Origin of the sequence: Duganella aquatilis (assembly GCF_009674565.1) — a bacterium.
GTDB lineage: Bacteria > Pseudomonadota > Gammaproteobacteria > Burkholderiales > Burkholderiaceae_D > Rugamonas > Rugamonas aquatilis.
Window position 1 is genome coordinate 85,604 of sequence record NZ_WKJL01000019.1, and the last position, 15,946, is coordinate 101,549.

Here is a 15,946-nt window from a genome sequence, read left to right on the forward strand (position 1 = left end):
CCGCCAGCCCTTCCGCAATTCTTATCAACTGCTCTCTGGCTTCCAAGTTCATTGCTAAATACGCATCTGTTAGGCGGCGTACGTCGGGCGTCGTTGTTCCGGGCATAGTGTTACTGATTGTTCAAAGTAAATAGTAAATATATCTCAAAAAGAATAACTCGATCCGTGGAGCAACTTTTTCGCTGGACTGGTTCTGATGGGGATAGATGACGGTGAAGGTCGATGTGCCGCCAAAGTGGCGGCACTTTTCCACCATTTTACACAAACGCGCGACAATCGCGCGATGACCCTAGCAAAAAAACAAAAGCCACCACGCGTTAAGACTGCGCTTCGAATCCCCGAGGAACTACATCGTGAAATAACGCAGGCGGCGCAGTTGAATGATCGATCCTTTAACGCCGAAGTTTTGTTCCGCCTCTCCCAGTTCCACACAAAGGAATCGCTGGACGTGCTGCACACCGAGAATGCCGAAATCAAGGCGGTTACCCAAGAGATCCTGAGACTAGTACGCACTCGTTGACGACAGCGTCCCGCGTCTTTTCCTTGCAACACGATAGTCAGAAATCGGCCACGGGCCGATTTTTTTTCACCTCAAAGATTAAGAAACGGTAATTTTTCAAGTAATTATTACTATTTGGTGTTGACGTTTAAATTACCACTTAGTAATATCCACTCCGTCATCTTTCAACGGAGCGGCAATGAACTGTTTATCCCCCAGATCTATCCCATCTGACGAACTCGGACCTGTCCGTGTAGTCGCAGTGGCCACTGATAAGTTCCATGGCCTCAAAGGCCACGCGTACATCAAGGCACGCAACCTCAACCCACCAGTCAAACGTGTGCAGACGTCTGCACAATCGCCGGCTGGGCGGGCGGAGGTCTGCAAATGAACTCTCCGACCAAGCAAACCCTCCTCGACGCGACTCAGGAGGAAACCACCACCGCCCTAGTAACCAGCTTTGACCGCCTGAGTCTCGCCGCCAGGAATGCCGGCGACCTACTCCAGCAGTCAGGATTCTCCGGCTTCCTGGGCGACACCGCAGATGCGCTGCGGACTGCACTGGCGATCCATGGTCATCTGCTGCAGCAGTACGTCGTAAAGATTCGCACCAGCGCCGGAGCCAGTGCAGACGTCTGCACAGTCACAGCCCACACCAGCCAAGGTGCGTATGCAGCTGCGGCTGAACGCCAGGGCGATGAACCATTCGGCATTTCCGTGATGCCGGCAGTTTTTGCTGATCTGGAGGTAGCGCACCGCGCGCTCAAGATCAGCGGTCCGTTGGAGCAAGCCCTGAAAGATAAAGCGCTCAGCATCGCCATCCACAGCTATGCGCGTAACAAGCGCCGCCGCGCGCTACCAATCACCGATTTCAAACGCCAAGCGGCAAACGACCGCGATCAATGAAAGACCACACCATGAGCAAACTCGTTGTACTTCCTGCGCCGGTTGTGCCGGCACCAGTTGACCAAGTGATCGTTGCCGATGAACTTGTGAGCGACGGCTATCGTGACATTCCAACTCACCTAATCCGCATCTCGTACACCAACCGCACTCGATTCAATCTGGAAGCGTTGCAACAGCTTTCGGAGAACATCGCAGAGGTTGGCATCCTTCAGCCCATCCTCATGCGCCCATGCACGCCGACCACCGAGGCGCCGCAGATATTTGAAATCGTTGCCGGTGAGCGCCGCTTCCGTGCGGCGTGCATGGCAGGTTTGTACGCAGTCCCTGCGAGCGTCAAAACTCTGACTGACAAGCAGGCCGCTGAAATTCAACTGCTGGAAAACATTCAGCGCGAGAATCCACATCCATTGGAAGAGGCTATCGGCTTTGAACAGCTCATGCTCAATCACGGCTACAACGCTGACCAGCTGGCCGCCAAGGTGAAGCAGTCAAGGTCCTACGTGTACGGGCGCCTGAAGTTGTGCGCCCTGGCGAACGGCGTTCGCGACGACTTCCTGGACGACAAGTTCAGTGCATCCATCGCCCTGCTGATCGCCAGGTTACCGACGCCGACGATGCAAGTGCAGGCCGCCGAGGAAATCATCGACGGCAACCGTTACACCGGTGAGCCGATGTCGTATCGATCCGCGCAGCAACATATGCGCCATAACTATATGCTTGATATTGGGAACGCCGTGTTCCCAATCAAAGACGCGCGCTTAGTCGAAAAAGCCGGCTCTTGCGAGACCTGTCAAAAGCGTACGGGCAATCAGCCAGACGTCGATACAAATGACGACGACGAAGAAGCAACGGACTACTGTACGGAACCAGCGTGCTACCACGAGAAGACCGCAGCGTTTCAGCAGCGCAAACGCGACGAAGCGGCAAAGACTGGCCAGACCATCATTGTGGGCGACGACGCAAAGAAGATCATGCCGAACAGCTACGGAAGCCTTCGCGCTGGCTGGTCTGATATCGACAAGACGATGTACTTGTCCAGTGGTTCAACCAACTACAGAACGCTACTGCAGGACAAGCTGCCAGAAATCACCTTGCTTGAGTCGCCATACGTCAAAGGCACATTCTTGAGCATCGCTCGCACCGATGAACTGGAGGAACTGGTGGAGGGCGTAATCGGCGCCGGCAAAACCGACGCTGCCCGCGCGGCGCTGGACAAAGTACGCGAACAGAAGTCCGAGCGCGAAGCTGGCATCGAGCGCAAATATCGCAAGGAACTCTTTGAGGCCGTACGCGTAGCTCCAATTGGCCTTGCAACTCTGTATGACGAGCGGATCGTGGCTGGCCAACTGTACCGCGGCTTGGGCCAGCAGGAAGAGGCCCATCTGCGCAAGTTCTGGAACTGGGCAGGCCCTGAGTACGAGAGCGGTTACGACAACGAGAAGAAACAATACGTCAACGGCACCAACAAAATCCTCGCCGAAATTCATCAGATGAGCGTTGACCAGGCAAAGCAACTGATTCGCGACGTCCTGCTGGTTAGGGAAACCGCCGTGTTCACCTACACACGCAATCTGGAAGAGCCGGTCCAGATGCTCGCAGCGGCAGCGGATCAAGGGGTGGACGCTGCTGCTATTCGGGCAGCGATTGCAAAAGAGTCCAAGGCCAAAGAAAAAGAGAAGGCAGCGAAGCAGAAGGCAAAGGCAGCAAAGAAAGAGGCCAAGAAGCCGAAGCAAGCGGAGATACAAATGCCGCCTCCGAAGGAACAGTCGGTCCCGGCCAGCGCTGGCGATGCAGAACCGCGCACCCAGGCGGAGGACGCAACGCCGTCGCCGGCGCCACGTCCGAAACTAAAGCTCAAGCAGAAGGTAGAGGACGCCAAAGAAAAACAGGCCGGTCCCGTAATCAAAATCAAGAAAAGCCGTACCGTATCGCCACAGCCAAACGATGGGCTGCCTGCCGACATGGAATATCCGAACGAGTAAGAAAGCCTGAAAAAAATGGATCGCAACATCATCGCAATCGATCACCAATACGCCAGCCAAGAAGCCGCTATCGCAATCGCGTGCTACTCGGCGGCAGCTCATAACGGCTTCGCGAACAGCCAGGCCGATGCATGTGAGGCCCGCAGCCTCGCATGCCCGGCCTGCCCATTCGCAAGTAGCGCACCAGTCCAACCTTCTACAGTGGAGGGCAAGTAATATGACCGCAATCTTTGAACTTCACTTGACCAGTGAAACGCTCAGCTCGGATGAAGTAGCTGATATCACCGGTTGCATTCGCCGCGCCGACCAGTTGGCATGGCTGAATCGAAACGGCTGGATCTTTCACACGAATAAGGCAGGAATTCCGATCATCGGACGCATGTTCGCGCGCATGAAGATGGCCGGCATCAACCCAGCCACGCTGGCCAGCAGCGCGCAAGCCAGCGGCTGGAGCATCGATATGAGCAAGGTACGTTAAGCATGCGACCAAAGACTACCGGCAACCAACTGCCACCCCGCATGATCGCGCGGAAGCGCAAACGTGCAGGGGGCAAGACCTACACGCTGTACATGTACAACGGCCGCGACGAAAATGGGAACCGCAAGGAGATTTCCCTCGGGACAGACTTGAACGAGGCCAAGCGCAAGTGGGCCGATCTGGACTGTTCCCCCATCCCGGTCGACGCCAAGTTGATGGGGCCGCTGTTCGACCGCTACATCCGGGACATCCTTCCCAAGAAGGCACCAAGCACCCAGCGCGAGAATATGCTGTGCCTCACGCAGCTGCGCCCGGTGTTCGACCAGGCGCCGGTAGACGCCATCCAGCCGGCGGCTATCGCCTCCTACCGTGACGCCCGCAGCGCGCCCGTCCGCGCAAACCGCGAAATCGCGCTGCTGTCGCACGTCTTCAACATGGCCCGCGAATGGGGCGTCACAAACGCGGAGAATCCGTGCAAGGGCGTGCGTAAAAACAAGGAGAAGCCGCGCGACTACTACGCCGAGCAAGACGTGTGGGATGCCGTGTACTCGGCCGGCGTAGCTGAGCTGCAGGAGGCGATGGACATGGCATACCTCACGGGCCAGCGGCCAGCGGACGTGCTGGCTATGGGCGAGCGCCGCATCCGCAACGACGAGCTACACGTGCGCCAGGGCAAGACCAGCCAGGTGCTGCGCATACGCATGACGGTGGACGGGAACCGGACTAAGCTTGGCCAGCTGGTCGACCGCTTGCTGGCCAAGCCCGTGCGCCCGCTGAGCGGTGAACTGCTTTGCACCGAAGCTGGTGTGCCGTTGTCGGCAAAAATGATCCGTGATCGCTTCGAAGATGCACGTACTTCCGCCGCCGACAAGGCCACGGAAAGCCATAACCGCGACCTCGCTAAGCGCATTCGCGCCTTCCAGTTCCGCGACATCCGCCCGAAGGCCGCCAGCGAAATCGAAAGCCTGGACGACGCCAGCAAGCTGCTTGGCCACACCGACTTGGGTATCACCAAACGCGTCTACCGCCGCGCTGGCGAAGTTGTCAAACCGACCAAATAACAACGAGGGTTGCGGAACGCCGTTCCGCAACTGTGCAAGTTCTCTGCTGCGGCAACACCTCTTCCCTGCTTCAAAATCCTATCCGAAAAACAAAAAAGCCCTTGAAAATCAAGGGCTTTCGCGTTTTCGGTGGCGGAAACGGTGAGATTCGAACTCACGAACGGTTTAACCCGTCGACAGTTTTCAAGACTGCTGCCTTCAACCACTCGGCCACGCTTCCTAAGTGTGCAGCATTATACAGATTTCTACCGCCAAGACCACCTAGGCGGCACGGTAGGCGCTGTCGGGCAGCCAATTTTCCCGCAAGGCGCGCTCGAAAGCGTCGGCTTCCAGCGGCTTGGAGAACAGGTAGCCCTGCACTTCGTCGCAGCCGGAATTCTTCAGGAACGCCAGCTGTTCCACCGTCTCCACGCCTTCGGCAATCACTTTGTGCTTGAGCTGCTGGGCGATGCTGATGATGGTGTTGGCGATCGCGCAGTCGTTGGTGTCTTCCGGAATGCCGATGGTGAACGAGCGGTCGATCTTCAAGGTATCGATCGGGAAGCGCTTCAGGTAGGACAGCGATGAATACCCTGTGCCGAAATCGTCCAGCGACAAGGTCACGCCCATGGCCGTGATCCGGTCCATGATGCCGATCACGCGGTCGATGTTGTGCATCAGCGTGCTTTCGGTGATTTCCAGTTCCAGCCACGACGGTTCCAGCCCGTAACGTTTCAGCGTCTCGCTGACCCGCCCCGGCAAGGCGGCCGTGAATTCGCGCGCCGAAACGTTGACCGCCAGCCGGATCGGCGGCAGGCCGGCATCCTTCCACACCTGCGCCTGCGCGCAGGCCGTTTCCAGCACCCATTCGCCGACCTGCACCACCAGCCCGGTCGCTTCCGCCAGCGGAATGAATTCGGACGGCGGCACCAGGCCGCGCACCGGATGGCGCCAGCGCACCAGCGCTTCAGCGCCGATGATCTTGCCGTCCGGAATAGAGTATTTCGGCTGGTAGTGCAGCAGCAGTTCGCCGTTGCCCAGCGCATTGCGCAGGCCGGTTTCGATGCGCATGCGTTCCTGCATGCCCTGGTTCATGTCCTGGCTGTAGAAGGCCACATGGTCGCCTTCCGCCCCGCCCTCCTGCTTGGCGCGGTACATGGCGATGTCGGCCAGTCGCAGCAGGGTTTCGGCGTCGGCGCCGTCCTGCGGGTAGACGCTGATGCCGATGCTGCCGCCCACGCGCAGGTCGTGGCCGTCGAGCAGGATCGGTTCGTTCAGCGTGGCCAGCAGTTTTTGCGCCACCATGCTGGCTTCAAAATGCTGGCCGATGTCGAACAGGCCGACGGCGAATTCGTCGCCGCCCAGCCGCGCCACCAGGTCCTGGTCGCGCAGCACCGAGCGGAAGCGGTGCGCCACTTCGACCAGCAGCGCGTCGCCGATGTTGCGGCCCAGCGTGTCGTTGATCAGCTTGAAACGGTTGAGGTCGATGAACAGCACGCAGCCATGCGCCTTGTTGCGCTGCGCGACCATCAGCGCCTGGTCGACCAGCTTGGTCAGCAGGGTGCGGTTCGGCAGCCCGGTCAGCGCGTCGTAATAGGCCAGGTGGTGGATGCGCTCCTCGGCGGTCTTGCGTTCGGTGATGTCGGTCAGGTAGGCGATCAGGCCGATCGAGCGGTCGTTGATGTCGCACAGCGGCGACAGCGACAGGCTGGCCCAGAACACCTCGCCATTCTTCTTTTTGCGGCGCACCTCCATCAGCCGTCCGCCCGATTCCAGGAAATCGTCGTGGAAGCCGATGTCTTCGTCATCGTAGAGGAACAGGATGTTGCGCCCCACAGCTTCCACCGCGGTGTAGCCGAACAGCCGTTCGGCGCCCTTGTTCCAGCTGATGATGAAGCCGTTCATGTCCATCGTCAGCACCGACTCGTGGATCTGGTCGAGGATCTGCGCCTGATGCTGCAGTTGCGCTTCCACCTGCACATAGGCGTGGGTGGTGCGCTGCGCCACCGAGTGCACTTGCAGCACGCTGGCGGCCAGGCTGGCCAGGCTGGCCAGGTGCTGACGGTCCTGCTCGCTGTACTCGGCGCGGCCGGACACCACGAAGCGGCCGAAATAGTGCTGGTCGAAATAGATGTCCTGGCTCAGGCTGGGCACGGCGTCGTCATTGGCAGCCTGCACCGCCTCCAGCGGCGGACGCAGCAGCAGCGAGGCGGCATCGGCCGGCAGGTATTCGCCCAGCGGACTGTTCAGCACGGCGCGTACGATGCGCCCCAGCTCCTCGGTTAGTGCGGTGCCGCGCAAGCGCAACACCGCGTCGCATAGGGCCGCGCTGTTGGTCAGGAAATCGGAGCCGGTTTGCGCGAGCATGGGTTAGATGTTCCTGCTCACCTGAATCGCCCAGTGGTAAGCCTGCAGCTGCGCTTCCCAATAGGTTTCGCGGGAGATGCCGGCCTGTTCCAGGTCGGCGCCGTTTGGCTGTTCCACCAGCTTGAGCAGGTCGCCCAGCGGGCCGGCGCGGTCCAGCAGCGCCATCACCACGTCGAGGTCGAGGCTGAGCGCAGCGACGATTTCGGTCATCGGCATCGCCAGCAGCACGTCCAGCAGCGAGAACACGCCGGCCACGAAGGCCATGTCCTGCTGGTCGCGGTCCCAGCCCAGCTGCTTGGCCAGCCCTTCCATCATCGACGCCCGCACCGCCGCCAGCGGCAGCAGCGGATTGGCCAGGCCGTCGTCCTGCTGGCGCGCGTACAGCAGCAGTTGCAGCCAGCGCTGCAGCTGGCGGCGGCCCAGCACGTTGATGGCCTGGCCGAAGCTGTGGATCGGCGAACTGAGCGCAAACGCCGCCGAGTTCACCAGTTTCAATAAGTGATAGGCCAGCGCCGGATCCTGCTTCAGCAGCACTTCCAGCTCGCGCGAATCGGCATCGCGCGCCAGCAGACCCAGCAGTGCCAGCAGGCGCTTGCGCGAGGTGCCGTCGCCGATGTTGCTGTCTTGCGAGGGATGCAGGGCGAAGTCGCCGGTGAACCAGCTGAAGCCGGCCTTGGCGCAATCGGCGATGCGTTCTTCGCTGCCCATGCCGGTCGCCAGATGGGGGCCGGACTGGGCCACCAGCGCCAGCACCGGCGGCAGCGTCAGCGACGCGTCCACCATCAGCGAACGGGCGCTGCACATGGTGGCGGCGGAGCCTTCGGCCACGCCTTCCACCATGATGCGGTAGCCGGCTTCGGCATAGTTGGCCAGCTTGCGCTGCACCGCCACGTCGCTGCAGGCGCCGGACGGCACGCGCAGGATGATGCGGTTGGGCGGCAGGTCTTCCAGCTGGGACTGCTCAAGCAAATGCGGTTGCGGCACGGGCAGGATGCACTCCAGCGGCGCCAGGGCGGCAAACACGTCCGGCGTTTTCAGCAGGGTCAGTGTTGCCTGGAAGGAATCGCCCGCGTCAGGCGCGAGCTCAAAAATCAGTGCCACCCACTCGTTATGAGCGTTGGATACTGCTTGTAATTCCACCAGTGGAAACAGGCTGATTTCAGGCGCAGACATCAATATCTCATAAGGGTTATGCGCGCCATCTTAGTGCAACACTTAACTTATGGCAACCATATACCAAAAGGAGAGCAATGCAGTTATCAATACGACCAGTTTAAGACCAATCTGGCGCGCCAAACGTAATATTTTACACAATAGCAATATTTCAGCGACTGGTGCAGAAATATATCAGATATTGCTGTAGAAACACGTTCTATTGAAACTTGCTCAATACTATCGACTGACGCCGTCGGCTTTTCCCCACACTTTACTGGGCGTTTTGCACCGCGAAGCGGATCAGCTCGGCCTGCCCTTCGATGCCAAGCTTGCGCTTGATGTTGAGGCGGTGGGTTTCCACCGTGCGCACGCTGAGGTCCAGCGCGCGGGCGATCTGCTTGTTCGACTCGCCGTGAGCGATGTGGCGCAGCACCTCGTGCTCGCGCGAGGTCAGCTGGTTGTCCTGGTTCTGCGGCTGCGCCAGCTGGCGGGCCAGCGCGGCGCTGTAATAGATGCCGCCGGACATCACGGTTTCGATGGCCACCACGATGTCCTTGCCGGGCGCGTCCTTGAGCACGTAGCCGCGCGCGCCGGCCTGGATCGCCTGCGATACATATTCCAGCTTGTCGTGCATCGACAGGATCAGCACGGCGATCTGCGGAAAAGCCTGCTTGAACTGGGCCGTGGCCTCGATGCCGTTGGCGCCGCGCATATTAATGTCCATCAGCACCAGGTCGACCGGGTGGCGCGCGGCTTGTTCCAGCGCTTCGGCCGCGCCGCCGGCCTCGGCCACCACTTCAAATTGCGGCATGGCTTCCAGCCGTGCGCGCAGGCCGTCGCGCACCAGGGGGTGGTCGTCGACCAGCAGGATTTTGATTGTATTCGTCATAGCATTTCACTGTTGTTGGCGGCATAGGCCGTTACCACGGTCCCGTCGGTCGAGGAGCGGATCTCGAAACGGCCGCCGATGGCATCCATCCGCTCCATCATGTTGCGCAAGCCGATGCCGCGCTGCGGATGCAGGGCGATGCCCTCGGCGTCGAAGCCATGGCCGTCGTCGCGGATGCGCAGCGTGACGCCGAGCGCCTCGCCGGCCAGCATGATGTCGATGCGGCTGGCGCCGGCGTGGCGCTCGATATTCGTCAGCGCCTCCTGCGCCAGCCGGAACAGCACGGTGTTGGCGACGTCCGGCAAGGCGTCGGTGCAGCCCGATGCTTCGAAGTGTACCGGAGTGCCGCTGCTATGGGTGTACTCCTGCCCCAGATGGTGGAGGGCGGCGGCCAGGCCGATGTCGTCCAGGATGGCCGGCCGCAGGTTGTGCGAGATGCGGCGCACCTCGGCCATCACGTTGCTGAGCTGGTCGGCGGCGTGCTCGAACACCGCCTGCGCCGCCTGCTGCTGCGCCGGCTTGCCCGACGACAGCCGGATCATGCCGGCCTCGATCTGCAGCTTGATCGACACCAGCCACTGGCTGATGCCGTCATGCAGGTCGCGCGACAGCCGCGCCCGCTCCTCTTCCTGCGACTCCACCACGCGCTGGGCCAGCACCTTGAGCTTGGCGTCGGCCACGCGCAGTTCGCTGATGTTGAGCGCCAGGCCGGAGCTGGCCACGGCCACGGCGGCGGCAATCGCGATGCCGGCGATCCACAGCATGGTGTTGTGGATGTTGCCGGACTGCTGAACGTCGATCTGCGCCAGCGCCTGGTCGACGTCGTCGAGATAGATGCCGGTGCCCATCATCCAGCCCCACTTCGGCATGGCGATCACGTAGCCCAGCTTGGCCACCGGCTTATGCGTCGATGGCTTGACCCACATATACCGTTCCAGTCCGCCGCCGGCGCGGGCGCGCTGGATCAGGTTCTGGATGGTCAGCTGGCCGTTCTCGTCGCGCAGCCCGAACAGGTTCTGGCCGACCAGCTCCGGCTGGCGCGGATGCATCAGCGTGTTGCCCTGCATGTCGTACAGGAAGAAATAGCCGTCGTCGCCGTAGCTCAGCGACGCCAGGATGCGCATCGCCTCCTGACGCGTGGCCTCGTCGTCGCGGCCGGATTCGTACAGGTGCGAAATCGAATGCGAGGCCAGCGCCACGTAGTGCTTCAGTTCGGCTTCCTTGCTGCTCAGGTAAGCGTGCTGGATGGTGTCGCGCTGCTGCTGGGCCAGCAACACGGACTGGTGCCGGACCGCCAGCGCGATCGCGCACAGCGCCAGGATCAGCGGCGTGATGGCCAGGAAAATCACTTTTTGCCGCAACTTCATACGCCGCGCCTCCCTCTCTTCTTGTAGCCGCGATTTTACGCTGCCGCGCGCCCGCCACCCTACGTAGTTGTACGCACAAACCGTGCGTAGTGCTGCGCTTGCGGCTGATATCACAATCCTGAATACTGATCATAAGCAACTCCGGGGTCAGGTCCCCCATTTCTACACGGTCTCTGCCGTAGCGCGCTACGGCAGAGACCGTGTAGAAATGGGGGACCTGACCCCGGAGGTAAAAAAGAGAACCTTGGAGGAAGCATGAACACCTTACCGAACACCCTGGCCAGCAAGCTCGGCTGGGCTGCGCTGGCCTTGGCCGGCGCGTCGGCGCTGGGCGTGGTCGCCCTGCACCGCGGCGAATCGATCAGCGCGATCTGGATCGTCATCGCCGCGGTCTGCGTCTATTTGATCGCCTACCGTTTCTACAGCCTGTACATCGCCGATAAAGTGCTGGGCCTCGACGCCCGCCGCATGACGCCGGCCAACAAACTCAACGATGGCCTCGACCACGTGCCGACCAATAAGTACGTGCTGTTCGGCCACCACTTCGCCGCGATCGCCGGCGCCGGCCCGCTGGTCGGCCCGGTGCTGGCCGCGCAGATGGGCTACCTGCCCGGCATGCTGTGGATCCTGGCCGGCGTGGTCTTCGCCGGCGCCGTGCAGGACTTCATCGTGCTGTTCATTTCGATGCGCCGCGACGGCCGCTCGCTGGGCGACCTGATCAAGTCCGAACTGGGCCCGATTCCCGGCAACATCGCGCTGCTGGGCACCTTCATGATCATGGTCATCATCCTGGCGGTGCTGGCGCTGATCGTGGTGAAAGCCCTGACCGGCTCGCCATGGGGCAGCTTCACCGTGATGGCGACGATTCCAATCGCGCTGTTCATGGGCGTGTACACCCGCTTCATCCGCGTCGGCCGCATCGGCGAAGTGTCGATCATCGGCTTCATCCTGCTGATGGGCGCCATCTTCGGCGGCCAATATGTGCAGGAAAATCCGGCGCTGGCGCCGATGTTCACCTTCACCGGCACCGAGCTGACCTGGATGCTGATCGGCTACGGCTTCGTCGCCTCGGTGCTGCCGGTATGGCTGCTGCTGGCGCCGCGCGACTACCTGTCGACCTTCCTGAAGATCGGCACCATCGTCGGCCTGGCGCTGGGCATCCTGGTGGTGGCGCCGCATCTGCAGATGCCGGCCTTCACCAAGTTCATCGACGGCACCGGTCCGGTGTGGTCGGGTTCGCTGTTCCCCTTCCTGTTCATCACCATCGCCTGCGGCGCCGTGTCCGGCTTCCACGCGCTGATTTCGTCCGGCACCACGCCGAAGATGATCGAGAACGAAACCCACGCCCGCTTCATCGGCTACGGCGCGATGCTGATGGAATCGTTTGTCGCCATCATGGCGCTGGTGGCCGCTTCGACCATTGATCCGGGCGTCTACTTCGCCATGAACTCGCCGGCCGCGCTGCTGGGCACCACGGCCGAGTCCGCCGCGCATGCGGTCTCGCAGATGGGCTTCTTCATCACGCCGGAAATGCTGGTGCAGACCGCCAAGGATGTTGGCGAGCACAGCATCATTTCGCGCGCCGGCGGCGCGCCGACGCTGGCGGTGGGCATGGCCCACATCCTGTCCGGCGTGCTGGGCGGCCGCGAGATGATGGCCTTCTGGTACCACTTCGCCATCCTGTTCGAGGCGCTGTTCATCCTCACCGCCGTTGATGCCGGCACCCGCGCCGGCCGCTTCATGCTGCAGGATCTGCTGGGCGCCTTCGTGCCGGCCATGAAGAAAACCGAGAACACCTTCGCCAACCTGATCGCCACCGGCCTGTGCGTGGCGGCCTGGGGCTACTTCCTGTACCAGGGCGTGGTCGATCCGCTGGGCGGCATCAACACGCTGTGGCCGCTGTTCGGCATCGCCAACCAGATGCTGGCCGCGATCGCGCTGATCCTCGGCACCTGTGTGCTGTTCAAGATGAAGCGCGGCCAGTACGCCTGGGTCACCATCGTGCCGACCATCTGGCTGCTGCTGTGCACGCTGACCGCCGGCTGGCAGAAGATCTTCGACGCCAATCCGAAGGTCGGCTTCCTGGCCCACGCCGCCAAGTACCAGGCAGCGCTGGACGAAGGCAAGATCCTGGCCCCGGCCAAGTCGATCGCGCAGATGCAGCAGGTGATCTTCAATGACTACCTGGATGCCTCGCTGGCCGGCTTCTTCGTGATCGTCGTGCTGAGCGTGCTGATCTTCGGCGCCCGCACCGTGATGGCGGCGCGCGCCAACAGCAAGCCGACGGCCAACGAGAGCCCGCTGATCCTGTCCACCGCCAAGGTGCAATGATGCTGGGCGAAATCGCCAAGGCCGGCCGCTACCTCGGGCAAAGCATGCGCCTGATGATGGGCCTGCCTGACTACGACGTCTACGTCACGCACCGCGAAACCACCCATCCGGGCGAGCCGTACATGACGTACGAGGAATTCTTCCGCGAACGCCAGGAAGCCCGCTACGGCGGCGCAGGCAAACGCGGCGGTTGCTGCTGATGAAAGCCGGCTCCCAGTGAGCCGGCTTTTTTTTCGTCCCGGCGGAACTTTTAACGTGCCCATGCGTCCAACCCCATAAAACGGGAGACGCATGACACATCAATTCAACTACCAACAGGCTTTTGCGCGCAACATCGGCTGGGTCACGCCCGCCGAGCAGGCGACGCTGCGCACCAAACGCATTGCCATCGCCGGCATGGGCGGCGTCGGCGGCGTGCATTTGCTGACGCTGGCGCGGCTGGGCATCGGCTCCTTCCACATCGCCGATTTCGACACCTTCGACATCGCCAACTTCAACCGCCAGGTGGGCGCCACCATGTCGTCGCTGGGCCAGCCCAAGGTCGATGTATTGGCCGAGATGGCGCTGGACATCAATCCGGACCTCAAGCTGGTGCGCTTCCCCAACGGCGTCAGCCAGGACAACCTGGCCCAGTTTTTCAACGGTGTAGACTTGTACGTCGACGGCCTGGATTTCTTTGCCTTCGGCGCGCGGCAGGCCACTTTTGCCGCCTGCGCCCGGCTCGCCATTCCGGCGGTGACGGCGGCGCCGCTGGGCATGGGCACGGCCGTGATGAACTTCCTGCCCGGCCGCATGACGTTCGAGGAGTATTTCGGCTGGGGCGACAAGCCGGACATGGAAAAAGCCCTGCGCTTCCTGGTCGGTCTGGCGCCGGCCGGGCTGCACGGCGGCTACCTGGTCGATCCGTCGGCCATCAATTTGCAGGAACAGCGCGGCCCGTCTACCATCATGGGCTGCGAGCTGTGCGCGGGCGCGGCCGCCACCGAGGCGCTGAAGATCCTGCTGCAACGCGGCGACGTGCTGGCAGCCCCGCGCGGCTACCAGTTCGACGCCTTTCGTAACAAGCTGGTGCGCACCTGGCGTCCCGGCGGCAACCGCCATCCGCTGCAACGGCTGGCGATGATGCTGGCCAAGCGGCGCCGGCCAGGAGAGAACAGATGAATACGATGCAGCAACTGGACACGACGCTGGAACACATCCTCGAACTGGCGCGCTGGGCGCCCAGCGGCGACAACACGCAACCGTGGCGCTTCGAAATCCTCGACGAGCGCCGGCTGGTGGTGCACGGCCACGACACGCGCGACCACTGCGTCTACGACCTCGATGGCCACCCCAGCCAGATCTCGCTTGGCGCGCTGCTGGAAACCATGGCCATCGCCGCCAGCACCTTCGGCCTGGCGCTGCGCAGCATCCGCCACACCGACACGCCCGACAACCGCCCCACCTTCAGCATCGAATTCCTGCCCACGCCGGGCATGGAAGCCGATCCGCTGGCCGACGCCATTCTGCCGCGCGCGGTGCAGCGCCGCGCCCTCAGCCGCCGGCCGCTGACCGTGGTGGAAAAAGCCACGCTGGCCGCCGCGCTGCCGGAAGGCTACCAGGTCCGCTGGCTGGAAGGCAGCCGGCGCATGGCCGCCGCGCGGCTGATGTTCCGCAACGCCAAGCTGCGCCTGACCATGCCGGAAGCGCACCGCGTGCACAAGTCCATCATCGAGTGGAACGCCCGCTACAGCGAGGACCGCATCCCCGACCAGGCGCTGGGCGCCGACGGCATGACCACCAGGCTGATGCGCTGGGTGATGCAGGACTGGAGCCGCGTGCATTTCTTCAACACCTGGCTGGCCGGCACGCTGGCGCCGCGCCTGCAGATGGACCTGATCCCGTCGCTGGCCTGCGCCGCGCATTTCGTGCTGACCGCGTCGCCCAAGCCGCAGCGCACCGACGACTACGTTGCCGCCGGCCGCGCCATGCAGCGCTTCTGGCTGACCGCGACGTCGCTCGGCTTGCAGATGCAGCCGGAAATGACGCCGCTGATCTTCTCGCGCTACGTGCGCGAAGGCCGCGTGTTCTCCAGCACGCCGGGCATGCAGGCGCGCGCGGCGGAACTGGCGCGCCAGGGCGCGGCGCTGGTCGGCCAGCAGGACTGGGAGGCGGCGGTATTCATGGGCCGCATCGGCGCCGGCGAGCCGGCGTCGGCGCGCTCCTTGCGGCGTCCGCTGCGCGAGCTGCTGGTACAGGGCAGCGGAGGCCGCTGATGCGCGCCATCAAGTTCTGCCAGGTGGCGGTGTTCCTGTGGCTGCTGATGCTGATCCTGTTGCTGGCCATCGGCACCACCGCGCTGGTGGTCGACCGCCTGCCGCTGGGCGATTTTCGCGGCGTGACACTGGTGCTAGCCGCTGTCGTGCTGATCTACGTGTATGCGTTCCTGGTCTACCGCTTGTTCCTGCTGGCGCTGCCGCTGCGTGAAGGCCAGGTGGCCGAGCACTCGCGTCACGAGCTGGCGGCCAACGTCAACATCCTGTTCTACCTGCTGCTGTTCAATTCGCTGATCCGCACCCACTTCATACCGGTGCCGATCCAGCGGCTGATCTATCTGGCGCTGGGCGCCAGGCTGGGCGCCAACACCTACAGCGCCGGCGCGCTGCTCGACCCGCCGCTGACGCACATCGGCGCCAACACCATCATCGGCCACGACGCGGTGATTTTCGCGCACGTGATCGAAGGGCCGAAGCTGGAACTGAAGGCGGTCCGCATCGGCAACACCGTCACCATCGGCGCCAAGGCAGTGGTGATGGCCGGCGTGCGGATCGGCGACAACGCCATCGTCTCGACCGGCGCGGTGGTCACCAAGGATACGCAGATTGCCGCTGGCGAAATCTGGGGCGGCATCCCGGCGCGCCGGCTCAAGGCCGCGCCCGGCCAGGCCTGACGG

Annotated in this window: 14 protein-coding genes and 1 tRNA gene; 10 read left to right on the forward strand and 5 right to left on the reverse strand. The window is 62.5% G+C overall.

From position 1 onward, the window contains the following. Positions 1-196 precede the first annotated feature (196 nt). From GJ698_RS22260 to GJ698_RS22280, 5 genes are all read left to right on the forward strand, one after another. Positions 197-520 (forward strand): Arc family DNA-binding protein, encoded by a 324-nt coding sequence (locus GJ698_RS22260; RefSeq protein ID WP_154360054.1) that lies wholly within the window; start codon positions 197-199, stop codon positions 518-520. Between the two features lie 366 nt (positions 521-886). Next, positions 887-1,405 (forward strand): hypothetical protein, encoded by a 519-nt coding sequence (locus tag GJ698_RS22265; protein ID WP_154360055.1) that lies wholly within the window; start codon positions 887-889, stop codon positions 1,403-1,405. A gap of 11 nt (positions 1,406-1,416) precedes the next feature. Then, entirely contained in the window at positions 1,417-3,387 is a 1,971-nt protein-coding gene (locus GJ698_RS22270; RefSeq protein WP_166454929.1) for a ParB/RepB/Spo0J family partition protein, read from the forward strand. Positions 3,388-3,604: 217 nt separating this feature from the next. Continuing rightward, positions 3,605-3,865 carry a DUF4224 domain-containing protein gene (locus GJ698_RS22275; RefSeq protein ID WP_166454930.1) on the forward strand — a complete coding sequence of 87 codons (261 nt, stop codon included), beginning with the start codon at positions 3,605-3,607 and terminating at the stop codon, positions 3,863-3,865. Between the two features lie 41 nt (positions 3,866-3,906). Continuing rightward, positions 3,907-4,926 (forward strand): tyrosine-type recombinase/integrase, encoded by a 1,020-nt coding sequence (locus tag GJ698_RS22280; RefSeq protein WP_208023864.1) that lies wholly within the window; start codon positions 3,907-3,909, stop codon positions 4,924-4,926. A 130-nt stretch (positions 4,927-5,056) separates the two neighbouring features. On the opposite strand, the gene GJ698_RS22285 is transcribed toward GJ698_RS22280, so the two are convergent. The 5 genes from GJ698_RS22285 to GJ698_RS22305 all read right to left on the reverse strand — a co-directional run bounded on the left by GJ698_RS22285 (position 5,057) and on the right by GJ698_RS22305 (position 10,683). Further along, a tRNA-Ser gene (locus GJ698_RS22285) sits at positions 5,057-5,146 on the reverse strand. A gap of 41 nt (positions 5,147-5,187) precedes the next feature. Then, a complete protein-coding gene (locus GJ698_RS22290; protein WP_154360059.1) occupies positions 5,188-7,272 on the reverse strand; it encodes a putative bifunctional diguanylate cyclase/phosphodiesterase in 2,085 nt (694 codons plus the stop codon). Between the two features lie 3 nt (positions 7,273-7,275). Next, positions 7,276-8,445, reverse strand: a complete 1,170-nt coding sequence (locus tag GJ698_RS22295) for an EAL and HDOD domain-containing protein (RefSeq protein WP_154360060.1) — start codon at positions 8,443-8,445, stop codon at positions 7,276-7,278. Between the two features lie 253 nt (positions 8,446-8,698). Continuing rightward, positions 8,699-9,316, reverse strand: a complete 618-nt coding sequence (locus GJ698_RS22300) for a response regulator (protein ID WP_154360061.1) — start codon at positions 9,314-9,316, stop codon at positions 8,699-8,701. Next, positions 9,313-10,683, reverse strand: a complete 1,371-nt coding sequence (locus tag GJ698_RS22305) for a cache domain-containing protein (protein ID WP_154360062.1) — start codon at positions 10,681-10,683, stop codon at positions 9,313-9,315. The genes GJ698_RS22300 and GJ698_RS22305 overlap by 4 nt, the downstream gene beginning before the upstream one ends. A gap of 255 nt (positions 10,684-10,938) precedes the next feature. Here GJ698_RS22305 and GJ698_RS22310 point away from each other — a divergent pair, with 255 nt between their 5' ends. The 5 genes from GJ698_RS22310 to GJ698_RS22330 all read left to right on the forward strand — a co-directional run bounded on the left by GJ698_RS22310 (position 10,939) and on the right by GJ698_RS22330 (position 15,943). Further along, positions 10,939-13,014, forward strand: a complete 2,076-nt coding sequence (locus GJ698_RS22310) for a carbon starvation CstA family protein (protein WP_154360063.1) — start codon at positions 10,939-10,941, stop codon at positions 13,012-13,014. Continuing rightward, positions 13,014-13,214, forward strand: coding sequence for a YbdD/YjiX family protein (locus GJ698_RS22315; protein WP_154360081.1), 201 nt, complete (start codon positions 13,014-13,016; stop codon positions 13,212-13,214). Before GJ698_RS22310 ends, GJ698_RS22315 begins: the two co-directional genes overlap by 1 nt. A gap of 91 nt (positions 13,215-13,305) precedes the next feature. Beyond that, the gene (locus tag GJ698_RS22320; protein ID WP_154360064.1) at positions 13,306-14,175 is read left to right on the forward strand and encodes a ThiF family adenylyltransferase; all 870 of its coding nucleotides are present in this window, start codon (positions 13,306-13,308) and stop codon (positions 14,173-14,175) included. Continuing rightward, on the forward strand, positions 14,172-15,269 hold the full coding sequence (locus tag GJ698_RS22325) for a nitroreductase family protein (RefSeq protein ID WP_154360065.1): 1,098 nt from the start codon (positions 14,172-14,174) through the stop codon (positions 15,267-15,269). Before GJ698_RS22320 ends, GJ698_RS22325 begins: the two co-directional genes overlap by 4 nt. After that, positions 15,269-15,943: an acyltransferase gene (locus GJ698_RS22330; RefSeq protein ID WP_154360066.1), complete on the forward strand. Its 675-nt coding sequence runs from the start codon at positions 15,269-15,271 to the stop codon at positions 15,941-15,943. The genes GJ698_RS22325 and GJ698_RS22330 overlap by 1 nt, the downstream gene beginning before the upstream one ends. Positions 15,944-15,946: the final 3 nt, after the last annotated feature.

What these genes read in the sequence shown, in the direction of transcription:
- GJ698_RS22290 (WP_154360059.1), bottom strand. Translation starts at nt 7,272, where the DNA reads ATGCTCGCGCAAACCGGCTCCGATTTCCTGACCAACAGCGCGGCCCTA.
- GJ698_RS22295 (WP_154360060.1), bottom strand. Translation starts at nt 8,445, where the DNA reads ATGTCTGCGCCTGAAATCAGCCTGTTTCCACTGGTGGAATTACAAGCA.
- GJ698_RS22260 (WP_154360054.1), top strand. Translation starts at nt 197, where the DNA reads ATGGGGATAGATGACGGTGAAGGTCGATGTGCCGCCAAAGTGGCGGCA.
- GJ698_RS22270 (WP_166454929.1), top strand. Translation starts at nt 1,417, where the DNA reads ATGAGCAAACTCGTTGTACTTCCTGCGCCGGTTGTGCCGGCACCAGTT.
- GJ698_RS22265 (WP_154360055.1), top strand. Translation starts at nt 887, where the DNA reads ATGAACTCTCCGACCAAGCAAACCCTCCTCGACGCGACTCAGGAGGAA.
- GJ698_RS22305 (WP_154360062.1), bottom strand. Translation starts at nt 10,683, where the DNA reads ATGAAGTTGCGGCAAAAAGTGATTTTCCTGGCCATCACGCCGCTGATC.
- GJ698_RS22300 (WP_154360061.1), bottom strand. Translation starts at nt 9,316, where the DNA reads ATGACGAATACAATCAAAATCCTGCTGGTCGACGACCACCCCCTGGTG.
- GJ698_RS22330 (WP_154360066.1), top strand. Translation starts at nt 15,269, where the DNA reads ATGCGCGCCATCAAGTTCTGCCAGGTGGCGGTGTTCCTGTGGCTGCTG.
- GJ698_RS22315 (WP_154360081.1), top strand. Translation starts at nt 13,014, where the DNA reads ATGCTGGGCGAAATCGCCAAGGCCGGCCGCTACCTCGGGCAAAGCATG.
- GJ698_RS22310 (WP_154360063.1), top strand. Translation starts at nt 10,939, where the DNA reads ATGAACACCTTACCGAACACCCTGGCCAGCAAGCTCGGCTGGGCTGCG.
- GJ698_RS22275 (WP_166454930.1), top strand. Translation starts at nt 3,605, where the DNA reads ATGACCGCAATCTTTGAACTTCACTTGACCAGTGAAACGCTCAGCTCG.
- GJ698_RS22280 (WP_208023864.1), top strand. Translation starts at nt 3,907, where the DNA reads ATGATCGCGCGGAAGCGCAAACGTGCAGGGGGCAAGACCTACACGCTG.
- GJ698_RS22320 (WP_154360064.1), top strand. Translation starts at nt 13,306, where the DNA reads ATGACACATCAATTCAACTACCAACAGGCTTTTGCGCGCAACATCGGC.
- GJ698_RS22325 (WP_154360065.1), top strand. Translation starts at nt 14,172, where the DNA reads ATGAATACGATGCAGCAACTGGACACGACGCTGGAACACATCCTCGAA.